The organism is Streptomyces sp. CB09001 (assembly GCF_003369795.1).
Lineage (GTDB): Bacteria > Actinomycetota > Actinomycetes > Streptomycetales > Streptomycetaceae > Streptomyces.
Map to the genome: position 1 here is coordinate 7,587,560 of NZ_CP026730.1, position 13,620 is coordinate 7,601,179.

General features: G+C 71.0%; 13 protein-coding genes and 1 pseudogene. 7 read left to right on the forward strand and 7 right to left on the reverse strand.

The features are described from left to right. Window positions 1-150 precede the first annotated feature (150 nt). The 4 genes from C4J65_RS34965 to C4J65_RS34980 form a co-directional block, all read right to left on the reverse strand. Complete coding sequence (locus C4J65_RS34965; RefSeq protein ID WP_240330588.1) at window positions 151-1,641, reverse strand: HAMP domain-containing sensor histidine kinase; 1,491 nt, start codon at window positions 1,639-1,641, stop codon at window positions 151-153. Between the two features lie 5 nt (window positions 1,642-1,646). After that, window positions 1,647-2,351 carry a response regulator transcription factor gene (locus tag C4J65_RS34970; RefSeq protein WP_115746069.1) on the reverse strand — a complete coding sequence of 235 codons (705 nt, stop codon included), beginning with the start codon at window positions 2,349-2,351 and terminating at the stop codon, window positions 1,647-1,649. A gap of 61 nt (window positions 2,352-2,412) precedes the next feature. Then, window positions 2,413-3,141, reverse strand: coding sequence for an ABC transporter permease subunit (locus C4J65_RS34975; protein ID WP_240330589.1), 729 nt, complete (start codon window positions 3,139-3,141; stop codon window positions 2,413-2,415). Between the two features lie 146 nt (window positions 3,142-3,287). Further along, entirely contained in the window at window positions 3,288-4,205 is a 918-nt protein-coding gene (locus tag C4J65_RS34980; protein WP_115746071.1) for an ATP-binding cassette domain-containing protein, read from the reverse strand. Window positions 4,206-4,641: 436 nt separating this feature from the next. Here C4J65_RS34980 and C4J65_RS34985 point away from each other — a divergent pair, with 436 nt between their 5' ends. Continuing rightward, window positions 4,642-6,198 (forward strand): FMN-binding glutamate synthase family protein, encoded by a 1,557-nt coding sequence (locus C4J65_RS34985; RefSeq protein ID WP_115746072.1) that lies wholly within the window; start codon window positions 4,642-4,644, stop codon window positions 6,196-6,198. Between the two features lie 54 nt (window positions 6,199-6,252). Here the strand turns inward: C4J65_RS34985 and C4J65_RS34990 are convergent, their stop codons facing one another. After that, window positions 6,253-6,390 carry a hypothetical protein gene (locus C4J65_RS34990; RefSeq protein ID WP_162833498.1) on the reverse strand — a complete coding sequence of 46 codons (138 nt, stop codon included), beginning with the start codon at window positions 6,388-6,390 and terminating at the stop codon, window positions 6,253-6,255. A gap of 437 nt (window positions 6,391-6,827) precedes the next feature. On the opposite strand from C4J65_RS34990, the gene C4J65_RS34995 reads away from it, so the two are divergent. Next, complete coding sequence (locus tag C4J65_RS34995; RefSeq protein ID WP_115746074.1) at window positions 6,828-7,466, forward strand: hypothetical protein; 639 nt, start codon at window positions 6,828-6,830, stop codon at window positions 7,464-7,466. 312 nt (window positions 7,467-7,778) lie between these two features. Here the strand turns inward: C4J65_RS34995 and C4J65_RS35000 are convergent, their stop codons facing one another. Next, a complete protein-coding gene (locus C4J65_RS35000; RefSeq protein WP_115746075.1) occupies window positions 7,779-8,225 on the reverse strand; it encodes a DUF1772 domain-containing protein in 447 nt (148 codons plus the stop codon). Between the two features lie 91 nt (window positions 8,226-8,316). On the opposite strand from C4J65_RS35000, the gene C4J65_RS35005 reads away from it, so the two are divergent. Both C4J65_RS35005 and C4J65_RS36955 read left to right on the forward strand, forming a co-directional pair. Next, window positions 8,317-8,895, forward strand: a complete 579-nt coding sequence (locus tag C4J65_RS35005; RefSeq protein WP_115746076.1) for a TetR/AcrR family transcriptional regulator — start codon at window positions 8,317-8,319, stop codon at window positions 8,893-8,895. Window positions 8,896-9,269: 374 nt separating this feature from the next. Then, window positions 9,270-9,544, forward strand: a pseudogene (locus C4J65_RS36955) (short-chain dehydrogenase); the annotation flags it as partial. Window positions 9,545-9,639: 95 nt separating this feature from the next. Here C4J65_RS36955 and C4J65_RS35015 read toward each other — a convergent pair. Next, a complete protein-coding gene (locus C4J65_RS35015; RefSeq protein WP_115746077.1) occupies window positions 9,640-10,566 on the reverse strand; it encodes a LysR substrate-binding domain-containing protein in 927 nt (308 codons plus the stop codon). 156 nt (window positions 10,567-10,722) lie between these two features. On the opposite strand from C4J65_RS35015, the gene C4J65_RS35020 reads away from it, so the two are divergent. From C4J65_RS35020 to C4J65_RS35035, 3 genes are all read left to right on the forward strand, one after another. Further along, the gene (locus C4J65_RS35020) at window positions 10,723-11,466 is read left to right on the forward strand and encodes an SDR family oxidoreductase (RefSeq protein WP_115746078.1); all 744 of its coding nucleotides are present in this window, start codon (window positions 10,723-10,725) and stop codon (window positions 11,464-11,466) included. Window positions 11,467-12,259: 793 nt separating this feature from the next. Next, window positions 12,260-12,841 (forward strand): sigma-70 family RNA polymerase sigma factor, encoded by a 582-nt coding sequence (locus C4J65_RS35030; RefSeq protein ID WP_240330590.1) that lies wholly within the window; start codon window positions 12,260-12,262, stop codon window positions 12,839-12,841. Next, window positions 12,826-13,533, forward strand: coding sequence for a hypothetical protein (locus C4J65_RS35035; RefSeq protein WP_162833499.1), 708 nt, complete (start codon window positions 12,826-12,828; stop codon window positions 13,531-13,533). Before C4J65_RS35030 ends, C4J65_RS35035 begins: the two co-directional genes overlap by 16 nt. Window positions 13,534-13,620 lie beyond the last annotated feature (87 nt).

A 13,620-nucleotide genomic window follows, 5' to 3' on the forward strand; every position in this document is an offset into this window, starting at 1 on the left:
GTCCGTCCGACACGGCTGCCGACGACTGCCGCGGGTCGGGACGTGCGCAGCACTGCTGGACGCCGTCCTCGGCCCCGGTGACTGAGTCAGGGCCTCGCGGGCCGGAGTCCGCGGCCGTACACCCGCTGCCGCGAGAACGCCGTGACGGGGTCACTCCGACGTGTCACGGGGCAACAGGATGCGGAAGGTGGCGCCGGCACCCGGCGAGGTGTGGAGGTCGACGTGGCCGTTGTGGGCGCGTACCAGGGAGTCGACGATGGCCAGCCCCAGACCGGCGCCGCCCTCTCCCGTGCGGGCGCGGGCCCGGTCGGCGCGGTAGAAGCGGCTGAAGACCCGCTCGGCCTGGTCGCCCGTCATCCCCGGACCTTCGTCCGCGAACTCCAGGACGGCGTACTCGCCCTCGGTGCCGACCCCGATGCGGACCGGCGTGCCGGGCGGCGTGTGGGCGACGGCGTTGCCGACGAGGTTGGAGGTGACCCGGCGCAGCCGGGCCTCGTCGCCGAGGACGGGGGCGGCACCGGACCGTCCGCCACCCAGGCCGGTGAGGCCGACGGGCCGCCCCGGGTCGAGGGCGCGCAGGTCGTGCAGCGCGTCGACGGCCAGGGTGCGCAGGTCCATCGGCGTGAAGTCCAGTGGGAGCGCGGCGGCGGTGCCGTGCTCGTCGAGCCGGGCGAGCAGCAGGAGTTCCTCCACCATGTCGACCAGACGGGCGGCCTCCCGCTCGATCCGGCCCATCGAGGTGTCGACGTCGGCACGCTCGGGCATGCCGCCCATCCGGTACAGCTCGGTGAATCCCTTGATGCCGGCGAGCGGGGTGCGCAGTTCGTGGCTGGCGTCGGCGATGAACCGGCGCATACGCCGTTCGGAGTCGGCACGGGCGGCGTCGCCCGCCTCGATCCGGTCCAGCATGCCGTTGAGCGCGGTGGACAGCCTGTCCAGCTCCGTGTGCGGGGCGGCCAGCTGCGGAACCCGGCTGGAGAGGTCGCCGGACGCGATCGCGGCAGCGGTGGTCTCGATACGGCGCAACGGCCTCAGACCGGCCCGTACCGCGAACCACCCGGCGAACCCCAGAAGCGCCAGGACGACCGTGTCGAGCACCAGGACCCGGCCGGCGAGGTGCCACACGGCGTCGTCGACCTCGCCGAGCGAACCGGCCGCGACCACGCTGCCACCCCGGTCGCCCTGCTCGGCGGCGCGCGGCACCGCGATCACCCGCCAGTCTCCCGTGCCGCCCCCGCCCCGGGCGGTGAACGCCCTGCCCGACCGTTCGGCGACCGCCGGGCTGTCGAGCCGCGGCAGCGCGGGCGGCTCCCGGACGGCGGGCCGGACCACGCGCTCGATGCGACCGTCGGGGGTCAGGTACGTGACGTAGACGTCCCGCACCCACTGCGTTTCCACCGTGTCGCGCACCAGTGGGGCATCCTCCTCGCCGACCGCCCGCGGCAGCGCGGGAAGCCGTGCGGTCACCTCGGCCACGCCGCGGAGCCGCTCGTCCAGTTGCTCCACGAGGCCGCGCCGGAGCTGGTCGACGGCGATCCCGGTACTGCCGAGCAGGGCGGCCACCAGCAGGGCCACGGTGATCAGGAGCAGCCGGCCGCGCAGCGACAGGCCCCGGACACGGAACGGCAGGGCGTTCTTCACGGCCCTCACCTCGAAGGCCTGCGCAGTACGTAGCCGGTGCCGCGCACCGTGTGGATCAGTTTGGGCTCGGTGGCGTCAACCTTGCGGCGCAGGTAGCTGATGTACGAGGCGACGATGCTGTCGTCACCGCCGAAGTCGTAGTGCCACACGGCCTCCAGCAGCTGCCGTTTGGTCAGCACCTGGCCGACGTGTTCCATCAGCACCCTCAGCAGGCTGAACTCGGTGGGGGACAGCAGGACCGGCACCCCGCCGCGGGTCACGTGATGGCCCTCGGGGTCGAGAGCGAGGTCCGCGACGACCAGGTGGCCGTCCGGCTGCCGGCCGCCGGTGCGTCGCAGGATGGCCCGGATGCGCAGGATCAGCTCCTCCAGGTTGAACGGCTTGGTGACGTAGTCGTCGCCGCCCGCGCTCAGCCCGCTGATCCGGTCCTCGGCCGCGTCCCGGGCGGTGAGGAACAGCACCGGCGGCGGCCCGGCCGGCGCCGGCCGCCGCTGTCCGCCGTCACGCAGCCTTCGTACGACCTCGAACCCGTCGAAGTCCGGCAGCATCACGTCCAGGACGATGAGGTCGGGCGGTTCGTCCAGGACCGCGGCCAGCGCCTCGGCGCCGGTCGTGACCGCCCGGACCTCGAAGCCGGCCAGTCTCAGGCTCGCCGACAGGAGCTCGCGCAGCGTGCTGTCGTCCTCCACCACCAGGAGCTGTTCCGCCATGGCCGTCCCGTTCCGATCGCGCGTCCCGCTCGTTCTCGTCGGCTGCCGTGTACCGATCCTGCTACGCGTCCCGCCGGCGGAAGGTGAACAGCGCCGCGGCCAGCAGGACCGTCACGCATCCTGCCATCACGATGAAGCCCGGCCACGGGTTCAACAGGCCGGGGTCGTGGTAGCCGGTCACGATCTGCCCGCCCGCGGAAGGCGGCCAGTACTTCGCCACCCCGTCCGCGAGCGCCCCGGGGAGGGAGGGGGCCAGCGCGGGGACGACGAGTGTCGTCACGAAGAGAGTCGTCACCGTGGCCGTGGTGCTGCGGATCATGGTGCCCGCGGCGAGCCCGAGGAGCGCGGAGAGCGCCAGGAAGAGCCCACCGCCGAGGACGGCGCGCCACGTACCCGGGTCGCCGAGCGCGACGTACGGGGCACCTGAGGACTTCAGCGACGCCTGGCCCGCGAGGAAGCCCCCGAGTGTCGTCAGCAGTCCCGTCGGCAGTGCGATCGCCAGGACCACGACGGCCTTGGCCACGAGCACCCGGCCGCGGCGGGGGACCGCCGTCAGCGTGCTGACGATCGTGCGGCTGCCGTACTCGGACGCGATGGCCAGCCCTCCGAGCAGCGCAAGAGTGAGCTGCGCCAGCACGACTCCCTTGAGGCTGGTGGCCAGCGGGTCGAAGGTGAGCCTGTCCGCGGCCGACATCGCGGCGTACTCGTCGCCCGCCGAGGAACCGTTCAGGGTGCCGAGACCGGCCCCGGCGGCCAGGGTGGCCAGGACCACGTACAAGGTGGAGCGCATCGTGCGCAATCTGATCCACTCCGCGCGCAGGCTGTGCCCGAAGGTTGCCCGCCGCACGGGCCCCGCGGACGGAGCCTCGCGTCCGGCGCGCCGCGGCATCGCGGGCCGTTTCAGCCGTGACCTGCGGGTTTCGACCGTGCTCCGGCTCATCGCGCGGCCTCTCCTTCGGTGGCGTACTCGACGCTGTCGCGGGTCAGTTCCATGAAGGCCTCCTCCAACGACGTCTGGCGCGGTGCCAGTTCGTGCAGCTCGACGCCCGTGGCGGCGGCCAGCGCCCCGATGTGCGCGGCGTCGAGCCCGGACACGACCAGCTCGTCCTGCTCAAGCATCCGTACGGCGGCCCCGGCGGTCGCCAGCCGGCCGGCGAAGAGGCCCGCCTGGGGCGTGCGCACCACGACCTCCTGGTGGGCGACCGAGGCGATGAAGTCGGCCATGCCGGTGTCGGCGATCAGACGGCCGCGGCCGACGACGACCAGGTGGTCGACGGTGAGCTCGACCTCGCTCATCAGGTGGCTCGACACCATCACCGCCCGCCCCTCGGCGGCCATCCGCCGCATCAGCCGGCGGATCCACACGATGCCCTCGGGGTCGAGCCCGTTGAGGGGCTCGTCGAGCACGAGTACCGGTGGATCGCCCAGCAGGGCGCCCGCGATGCCGAGCCGCTGCCGCATGCCGAGCGAGTACGTGCCGGCCGCCCGGCGTGCCACTCCCGACAGCCCCACTTCCTCCAGCACGGCGTCGACCCGGCCGGGCCAGAAACCGTTGCTCGCCGCGAGCGCCAGCAGATGGTGGTACGCGCTCCGGCTCGCCAGTACCGCGCTCGCGTCCAGCAGGGCTCCCACGGCCCGAATCGGCACGGGATGCTCGGCGACGGGGCGGCCGCTGATGGTGGCGGTGCCGGAGGTGGGGGCGTCCAGGCCCAGGATCATCCGCATGGTGGTGGACTTTCCGGCGCCGTTCGGGCCGAGGAAGCCCGTCACCTCCCCGGGACGCACACTGAAGTTCAGATCGTCGACGGCCAGAACCTCGCCGTAGCGCTTGGTCAGCCCGCGAACCTCGATCATTCGCTCTCCCTGATCCGCTCGTTGACAAGCCGCACCGTCGTGTGCGGCGAGACCCAGACTCGCCGGGGCCGATGGGAGCGTCATGAGTGGTTGTGTGAGCCGGATGGGAAACGCGAGCGACAGTGGGACGACAATGGCCGAAATGTTCCCTTTGGGTGGCGGTTGGCCCGGTGTCGGCGAGGAGACTCCCAGAGCATTGTCAGGACAGCAGTGACGGGTCGACGCTCCATGAGTGGCACCACAGCCGCCGAGACGACCACGGCGACCCCACTCGCCACCGCCCCGGCCTCACCGCCCATCGCGCGCCCCTCTAACATCGCACTGCGTTCCGCAACGGACACAGATATTCGATGTCGGCCGTGCATCGCCGCCCGGCAAGGCAGGACCACGTCCACCGCGGGGGCGACGGACCGGCCGTCGAGAAGGGGGAAGACCCATGCGCGCCCGGAGCATCGGCACCGCCGCCGCAGCGGCATTGGCCCTGGTGGCCGCCCGCGACCTCGTCCAGAAGAAGCACGCGCTGCTGAGGAACTTCCCGCTGGTCGGGCACGCCCGGTACCTGCTGGAGACGATCGGGCCGGAGCTGCGGCAGTACATCGTGACCTCCAACGAGGAGGAGCGCCCCTTCAGCCGCGACCAGCGCACCTGGATCTACGCGTCGGCGAAGGAGGAGAACAACTACTTCGGGTTCGGCACCGACGTCGACGTCGAGCATGTGCAGGGACGCGCGTACGTGAAGCAGCGCACCTTCGCCGGCCGCCTGCCCGAGGCGCACGGCGGTCCGGGCCTCCCCGACGTCCTGCCGTCCGCCAAGGTGCTGGGGGGACCGCGGGGCCGGGCCAAGGCGTTCCGGCCGAAGAGCGTGGTGAACATCTCGGCGATGAGCTTCGGTTCGCTCTCCGGCGCGGCGGTCACGGCCCTCAACAAGGGGGCGGCGCTGGCCGGGACGATGCAGAACACGGGTGAGGGCGGACTGTCTCCTTACCATCGCAACGGCGCCGACCTCGTCCTCCAGATCGGTACGGCGTACTTCGGCTGCCGCGACGAGCACGGCGGCTTCCACCTCGACAGGCTCAAGGAAGTCGTCGCAAGTGCCCCGGTCAGGGCGATAGAGATCAAGCTCTCCCAGGGTGCCAAGCCCGGGCTGGGCGGGATGCTGCCCGGAGCGAAGGTGACCCCGGAGATCGCCGAGATCCGCGGCATCCCGGAAGGCAAGGACTGCGCCTCCCCGTCGCGCCACACGGCGTTCGGCGACGTCGACTCGATGCTGGACTTCGTCGAACTGATCGCCGCCGAGACCGGTGTGCCGGTCGGCATCAAGAGCGCGGTGGGCGAGATGGACTTCTGGCGCGAGCTGGCCAGGCTGATGGCACGCGGCGACCGCGGGGTCGACTTCGTGACCGTCGACGGCGGCGAGGGCGGCACCGGAGCGGCACCGCTCACCTTCACGGACTCCGTGTCGTTGCCCTTCCGGATGGGCTTCTCCCGGGTCTACGGCACCTTCGCCGAGCTGGGACTGACCGACGACGTGACGTTCATCGGCTCCGGCAAGCTCGGCCTGCCCGACAACGCCGCGGTTGCCTTCGCCCTCGGCGCCGACATGATCAACGTCGGCCGTGAGGCGATGCTGTCCATCGGCTGCATCCAGTCGCAGAGGTGCCACACGGACAAGTGCCCCACGGGAGTGGCCACCCAGAACCCGTGGCTGGCCCGCGGCCTCGACCCGGAGTCGAAGGCCACCCGGGCGGCCGTGTACCTGCGCACCCTGCGCAAGGAGCTGACGAAGCTCTCGGCGGCCGTCGGTGTGGCCCACCCGGGGCTCATCACGGCCACCGACATCGAAATACTCAACGGCGACTACGACGCCCGTACCCTGGCCGCCGTCTACGGCTACAAGGACGGCTGGGGCGAACTCGGCCCGCACCTCGCCGAGGAGATCACCGCACTGCTCACCGCCGGGCCGGGAACTCTCCGGGGCAGTCGGGAGGCCTGACCTCCGGTACGTGGGGGATGCCCGCGGCGGTGCAGGGGCGAGGGGAGCGAACCGTCAGGTCTCCACCTGGCGTTCGAGCGCCTGGCCGAAGGTCCCGAGTCCCTGGTCGCCTCCGCGCGGCCCGTCCTCGACCCGTCGGGACGGGACTCCGCCGAAGGGCTCCCGGTGCCGTGTCGGGGACGGCGCGTTCACGAGGTACGGCTTCCTGTCGGCCGGCCCGACGGCGAGCCGCAACCGGTGTGGCCGACGTGCACCACGGTCGCAACCGCGCGGCGCGCGAGCAGGGTGCGTCTGAGGCCGCGGGTGTTCTTCAGGAAGCAGGTCTGCCTGTGCTCGTCGGGCTTCGGCAGTGGTTCGGCAGTGGTTCGGCCGTGTGCGGTGCCATGGCGGCTTCCGCCCTGGCAGTCAGGAGGTCACCTTTCGGGCCCCGACGCCGTGGGACGCGGAGGGCAACAGCGCGGGGTTGTTCGACACGCTCCTCGCCCTGCGTTCCCCCGGCCGGCGGCACGTCCTGCGTGGGTCGGGCGGCAGGTCGTCACCAGGCCCCGTCCAAGCCGTTCGCAGCCCGACGTTCCTCACCCGGAACCGCGGCACCGATCACCTCGGCCGGCCAACGCTACGCTCATTCCATGCGCTTCGCCGTGGTGCTAGTACTGCTGCTTCTGGTCGGCTGCGGCAGTTCGCCCGAGCCGCCGTCCCCACCCGACCCCGATCCGCTTCCGGTTCCGGTCACCGGTGCCGAGCCGGACCGGGTCACCGACGACAAGGAGATCGAGGAGACGCTGCCGAAGTTGCCGGGAAACCCATCGCTGACTGAGAAGGTCCTGCACGAGATTCGCGTGGAGACCGTGAGCAACGCGGAGTTCATGGCCAGGACCAGTGCCGACTGCGAAGGCGGCAAGGTGAGCACGGAGCCGAACGCGATCACGAAGTGCCACGTCACGTACGACGACGTGACCGTGCCGTGGCGGGTCACCGTGGACTCCGGCGGCGACACCGCCCTCACCGTCTTCTACTCCACCGCGCCGCTCAAGGGTCTGCTGCTCGCCCGCGCCGTTCACGGTTCCTTCTGGAACGGCCACCAGAAGGACCACGAAGACCTGCGGTGCGGTGACATCCCGGAGATCTCCCTCGTCGAACTCGGCAACGACACCGGGTACCGGTGTCAGTACGCCCAGCGAGGGCCGGACGGATCGCTGGTGCGCGAGAACGTCGAGGTCCACCTCGGCGACCGGGGCCGAGTGGAATTCCACGTCCCCATGCCGTGACGACCCCGTCCCGCGTGATGGCCCGCCGCCCCTTCACCGGGTGTTCCGAGGCCCGGATGCGGGTCAGGTTCCACGCGGCTTCCGCGGCGGGCGGGTGCTGGTGAACGCCGGGTTGCGAACGAGGCGTTGGCGGCGTCGGCCGTAGCGCGTGAGAGCGATGCGGGTTGCCGCTCACCTCGCCGGAGTCGCGGGGCACCCTGGTGGGACAGGTCCAGCGCGAGCGTCGACACCTGGGCCAGGTGCTCGGCGCGCAGCTGCAGGTCGGCGAGCTGAGACAACGCTGGTCAACCTGCATGCCCGTGGGCATCGGGCTCAGACGAGGGCGGTGACCAGGCAGGCGAAGGCGACGACGATGACGGCGACGCGGACGTAGTGGTAGCGGTCCCAGCGGTTCATCTGCTCCTTCCAGTCCGCGGGCCGGTTCTCGGGGGTCCACGTCTTGCCCTGGTTGTTGATCGGGACGAGCAGCAGGAGCGACATGACCACGCTCACGATCAGCAGCGCAGCGGCGATGACGACGAGTCCGGCGCCGGAGCGGTCCCATCCGGCGACGGCCCAGATCGCGCTGAGGACGAGCGAACCGATGTACCAGAACGGCATGAGGGCGCCGAGCATCCGGCCTCCGTGGGCGCGGGCGAGCTGGTCACTGTCCTCGGGAAGGGCGTTGAAGATCCGGTTCATGACGAAGGCGACGGAGAACTCCACCCCCACCATCAGGCCGACGATCACGGTGGTGAACACCTGAAGTGCGTTGAGCATGATGACCCCTCCTGGGATCTAGCGTCGCTAGCTGATGAGGCAACGCTAGTACTACTGCCGCTCTCTTGTCTAGCGGTGCTAGGATCGAAGCATGTCGGTACAAGAACGCAAGCAGCGCGAACGGGCGGAGCGCGAGCGCCTCATCCTGGCGACGGCCCGCGAACTCGCCGAGCAGCAGGGCTGGGACGCGGTCACCACCCGCCGGCTCGCCGAGCGCATCGAGTACAGCCAGCCCGTCCTCTACAGCCACTTCCGCGGCAAGCGGGAGATCATCGGCGCCGTCGCCCTGGAGGGCGCCGCCGAGCTGGCCGCGGCGGTGCGTGCCGCGGCCTCCGCCGCAGACGGCCCACGCGAGCGGGTCGCCGCGCTCGCCCGCACCTACCTCGACTTCGCCGCACGCAACCCAGCGGTCTACGACGCCTTGTTCCAGCTCGACGGCGGCCTGCCGTACGCGCAGGAGGACACCCCGGAGCCGCTGAAGGACGCCTTCGCCGCCCTGCTGGAGAGCCTGGCCGAGGTCGCCGGGGACGGTGCCCACCCGGGGCTGTTCACCGAGGTGTTCTGGGCGTCCCTGCACGGCCTCGCGACCCTGACCCGGGCGGGACGGCTGCTGCCGGAGGACGCAGCGCAGAGGGTGGAGCTGCTGGTGGACCGGCTCGCCGTGGTCTGAGACACAGTTCCGGCAGGCACGCAGCCGGGCCCCTCGGGCCCCCGCCGCTGCCTGCGGCAACGCTTCCGGTCACTCGCGTCCACACCGGAGGTCTTCGCCATGATCAAGCCCGGTCGGCGCTGACAACGCTCGTGATCAATACACCTAGCGTCCCCTTCGCCGCGTGGCGATCCCATGGCCGATGAAGTCGCCCGCTCCCGTGCGGAGGCGATCAGCAGCGGGGCGGTACGCCCAGGAGGGCACCTACGAGCTGCAGCGCCGGCTCGCCGCGCACGGAATCCACCGGCGCGGTGGCCGCACACCCCGGCAGGTCCAGCACCGGACTCGCCCGAAACACCCCCGGCAGGTCCAGCACCGGACTCGCCCGAAACACCCCCGGCAGGTCCAGCACCGGACTCGCCCGAAACACCCCCGCGGCCCTTGGCTCCCGCTCAGCCGGCTCGCGCCGCTGATCACCCAGACACCGGCGATGGGCGCGCTGCCGACCCTGCGCGCCGCCACCGACCCCGCCGTGCTCGGCGGCCAGTACTACGGCCCCGGCGGACGCAACGAGGTCAAGGGCCACCCCCGGCTGGTCACCTCCAGCGCGGAGTCGTACGAGGGAGCCGTCCAGCAGCGGCTCTGGGCCGCTTCCGAAGACCTCACCGGGGCGAAGTTCGCCATCGCTCGGTCCGAGGAGAGCCCCCGTCCCTCCGGACCGGCCGCACCCACAGCGCGAAGACTTCGCTTCCGGACCCGGCGACGTCAGGCTTCGCGTACGAGCAGGTCGTGCGCGGACTCCCGGAAGTGGGCGACGAGCGGGTTGGCGTCCGAGTGTCGAGCGGCGACCACCACCTGGCAGGGTTCCACTCCCTGGACCGGGACGGTGGCGAGGTCGTCGCGGAGTGTGCACCGCCGGTCGTCGGCCGGCACGAGGGCGACGGCCCGGCCGTCGGCGACGACTTCGAGCTTGTCCTCGAAGGTGTCGACGAGCATGGGACCGAGCGGAGCCGGGCTGCCGTCCGGACGCGGGTCGAGCCGCCAGAACCCGGTCCACAGCGCCGCCATGCCGGCGCAGGCCACGAGGGGCTCGTCGGTGAAGTCGTCCGGGGTGACCGACTTCTTGCGGGCGAGACGGTGGAAGGCGGGTACGAGCAGCGCCCGGGGTTCGTCGTAGAGGACGGTCACGTCCAGACCGTCGCCCGGGATCGGCAGCGGCGTGCGCAGGACGAGCACGTCGACTCGTCCCTCGGGCAGGGCGCGGGCTTCGTCCCAGTCCAGGTGAAGGGTGCGGACGTGGGCGTCGGGGTGACGGCGACGCAGATCCCGCACCGCGGGGGTGATGACGAGGTCCTCCACGTAGCCGATGGTGACCGTACGCGGCGGCGCGGCGGCGCGTGCGCTGAGCACCGCCCGGTGCGCCGTGTGCAGGAGGATCTGTGCCTGCGGGAGGAAGGCCGCGCCGGCTGCGGTGAGGCGACTGCCCTGAGTCGTGCGCTCCAGCAGGCGCACACCGAGAGCGTCCTCCAGCCGCTGGATCTGACGGCTCAGGGAGGGCTGGGCAACGCGGAGCGCGGCGGCCGCCCGCGCGAAATTCAGATGCTCGGCGACGACCGTGAAGTACCGCACCAGTCTCAGATCCAGGTCAGGGCCAGGGCTGCGCAGGGTCGAGGGCAGGACTTCGTCGGACATACCGGCAGCCTACCCGTGATGCAGATTCTGCATGACGGGGTGCAGAACGGGTCTTGGACACCTGATTCGGACGGTTGTTGACTCGAACCTGTCCAGCGAGGTTCGACCGCTCGGACGTAAGCCAATAGCCGTAGCAACAGATGGAGTGTGTCCGAAATGGGCGAGTACGCAGGTAAGCGTGTGGTGATTACCGGAGGCAGCAGCGGTTTTGGACTGGCTACCGCGCAACTGCTCGTGGACGGAGGGGCACACGTGCTGATCACCGGGCGGAACCAGACCACTCTGGACGCCGCCCGAGACCGGCTCGGCGAGAGGGCGATCGCGGTCCGCAGCGACGCCGCATCGCTGCCCGACATCGACGCCCTGGCCGACCGGGTGAAGGCCGAGTTCGGCACGGTCGACGCCCTGTTCGCCAACGCCGGAGTCAACGGCTTCGCACCGTTCGAGGCGACCAGCGAAGCGCTCTTCGATCAGCTGCTGGCCGTCAACGCCAAGGGCCCCTACTTCACGGTGCAGAAGCTCGCTCCGCTACTGGCGGAAGGCAGCGGTGTCGTGCTCACCACATCCGTGGCGAACGTGCTGGGACTCCCGACGCTCAGCGCGTACGCGGCCGGCAAGGCAGCGGTGCGCTCGATGACCCGCAGCCTGGCCCGGGAGCTGCTCACCCGAAAGATCCGGGTCAACGCGGTCAGCCCCGGCCCGATCGACTCCGGAATCCTGGAGAAGTCGATGCCCCGGGAGGCGGCCGAACAGACCAAGGCACAGATGGCGGCCGACAACCCCATGCTGCGCATGGGCACCCCCGCCGAAGTCGCCAGGGCGGTGGTGTTCCTGGCCTTCGACGCCACCTACACCACCGGCGCCGAACTCGCCGTGGACGGCGGCGGCTCCCAGCTCTGACGCTCGGCGCCGGGAAGCGAGGAAACGTCCACGCGTGTAGTCGTCATCGGCACCAGTGGCCCCAGCAGTGGCCCACCTCGCTTCCCGAGCGCTCACTCCCAGGTCGGCAACCGGTTCTCGGGCACGCTGACCCGTGACTTTCTCACCGCGGACCTCCCCGCCGGTTCTGGAGGGCGCCTTCGGGTGGAACCCGGACGGATGGGGCACCTCCGGCCCTTCCTGGTGGCCGGTCAAATCGGGTGAGCAGCGCTCGCCGGGAGCGAGCTCAGCAACCGGCCGCTGCCCGCAGAAGCGGACGCTCCACAACGCGTACCGCTGCTGATCGGTACAGCGATAGGTCTTGCCGAAACCGTTGTCGAGGATCTCGGTCCAAGCGTCGCCCTGTCCGTAATGCGCGAACAGCCGGTCACTGCGCCGCGACGCATCCTCCCCGGACTCGGCCGGGGTCTGGTAGATCACCTCATGCAGTTGGCCGCGCCAGTGAGTGAGAAGCAGCCGGCCGCCGTCGACCAGGTAGGTGTCCACGACCGCGTCGGGAGCGTTCTGGTGAGGGCGTGAAGACTCGAGTTCGCCGGGGACCCGCGCTTCGTCGGCGGCGCACGACAACTCCAGCAACGGCAGGTCATCAGCGGATGCAAGTATGTGACCTGCGTGTTCTCTGTCGTACCCACAATTTTTCAAGCTCCTTCAACACGCATGTCGGGGGCCGCGTATCCCCTGGTGACCACATCGTCTGCGGAAATGGACGGCAACATGGCCCCCTGGCACGGATCGGACACGGACGGCCGTGTCGGTGAGCGGTAGCCCCGTGAAGTGGCTGCGTGGACGGTTCGCGTCGAAGGGCGTGGAGCCGACCGCGCTGCGCACCGACCGCCAGGTGCGGGCCGCCTACGATCTCTACGGGGGTGAACTCTTCGGGTTCGCGTTCAAGGCCCTGGACGACCGGCAGCTCGCCGAGGACGTGGTCCAGGAGACCTTCGTCCGAGCCTGGAAGTCGCCCCGCGGTTTCGACCCGGCGCAGGGGTCCATGCGGACCTGGCTGTTCGCCATCGCCCGGAACGCGGTGGTGGACGCCATCCGGCGGCGCAAGGTCCGCGAGGGCACGGGCTGCTCGTCCTGGGACGCGGTGGCCGAGTCGTCCTCGGCGTTCGACCCCGTCGATCAGCTCCTGGAGCGGATCCAGCTGGGGGAGGCGCTGGAGCGGTTGAGTCCGCAGCACAGGGAGGCGGTGGTGGAGGTGTACTTCGGCGGTCGTACCTGCGCAGAACTGGGTGAGGAGCTGGGGGTCCCGGCGTCCACCATGCGCAGCCGGCTGTACTACGGCGTGCGGTCGTTGCGGCTCATCCTCGAGGAGAACGGGTGGCTGGCACCATGAACAAGGCATGCGTCCCGTATCGGCCGCTCCTGACCGAACACCTGCTGCTCGGCACCCCGCTGTCCGAGGAACTCTCCCGGCACCTCGACCAGTGCCCGGACTGCGCCCGCGAAGCCGCCGAGACCGAGGACGTGGTGCGCACACTGCGACGGGCCGACCCCTTCGCCGACCCGGTGGGCGAAGGCGTCCCGGCGGTGCGTCCACGGCCTTCCAACGATCTCGGCGACCGTATCCGACGGGTCGTGGCCACCCCGCCGCGGCCCGCCCCCCGGCCCCGCTACCGGCGCCGTATCGCCCTGGGCGCGTCCGCCGCCTTCGTCACGGTGGCCGCGGCGGTCGTCCCGCTCACGCTGGACCAGGACCGGCCGTCGCCCACGACGACGGCGTCCGTGGTGCTTGTCCGTGACGGAGGGATGGTCGAGCACCCCGGAGGCACAGAGGTGCCGGTGGTGCTGTCCGGGCTCAAGAAGGGCGAGACCTACCGGATGATGACCGTCAACGCCGACGGCAAGCGCATGCCGGGCGGCAGCGTACGGGCCGAGTCCGACGCAGACGTCTCCACCCGCATGATGACGGCCATGCGCCGTGACACCATCACCGCCCTGCTGGTCGAGGACGAATCGGGGCGTGTGGTGACTCACGTCCGTGTGCCGGCGCCGCCGTCCTCGCCGTCCGCGTCCCGGCCGGCCTGACAGCCCCAAACACACATACCAACTGACGCCGCATGCACCGGGCGCTCGGGCGGTCCGCCGTACCCGAAATCCCCGGCGCTCCGCCCT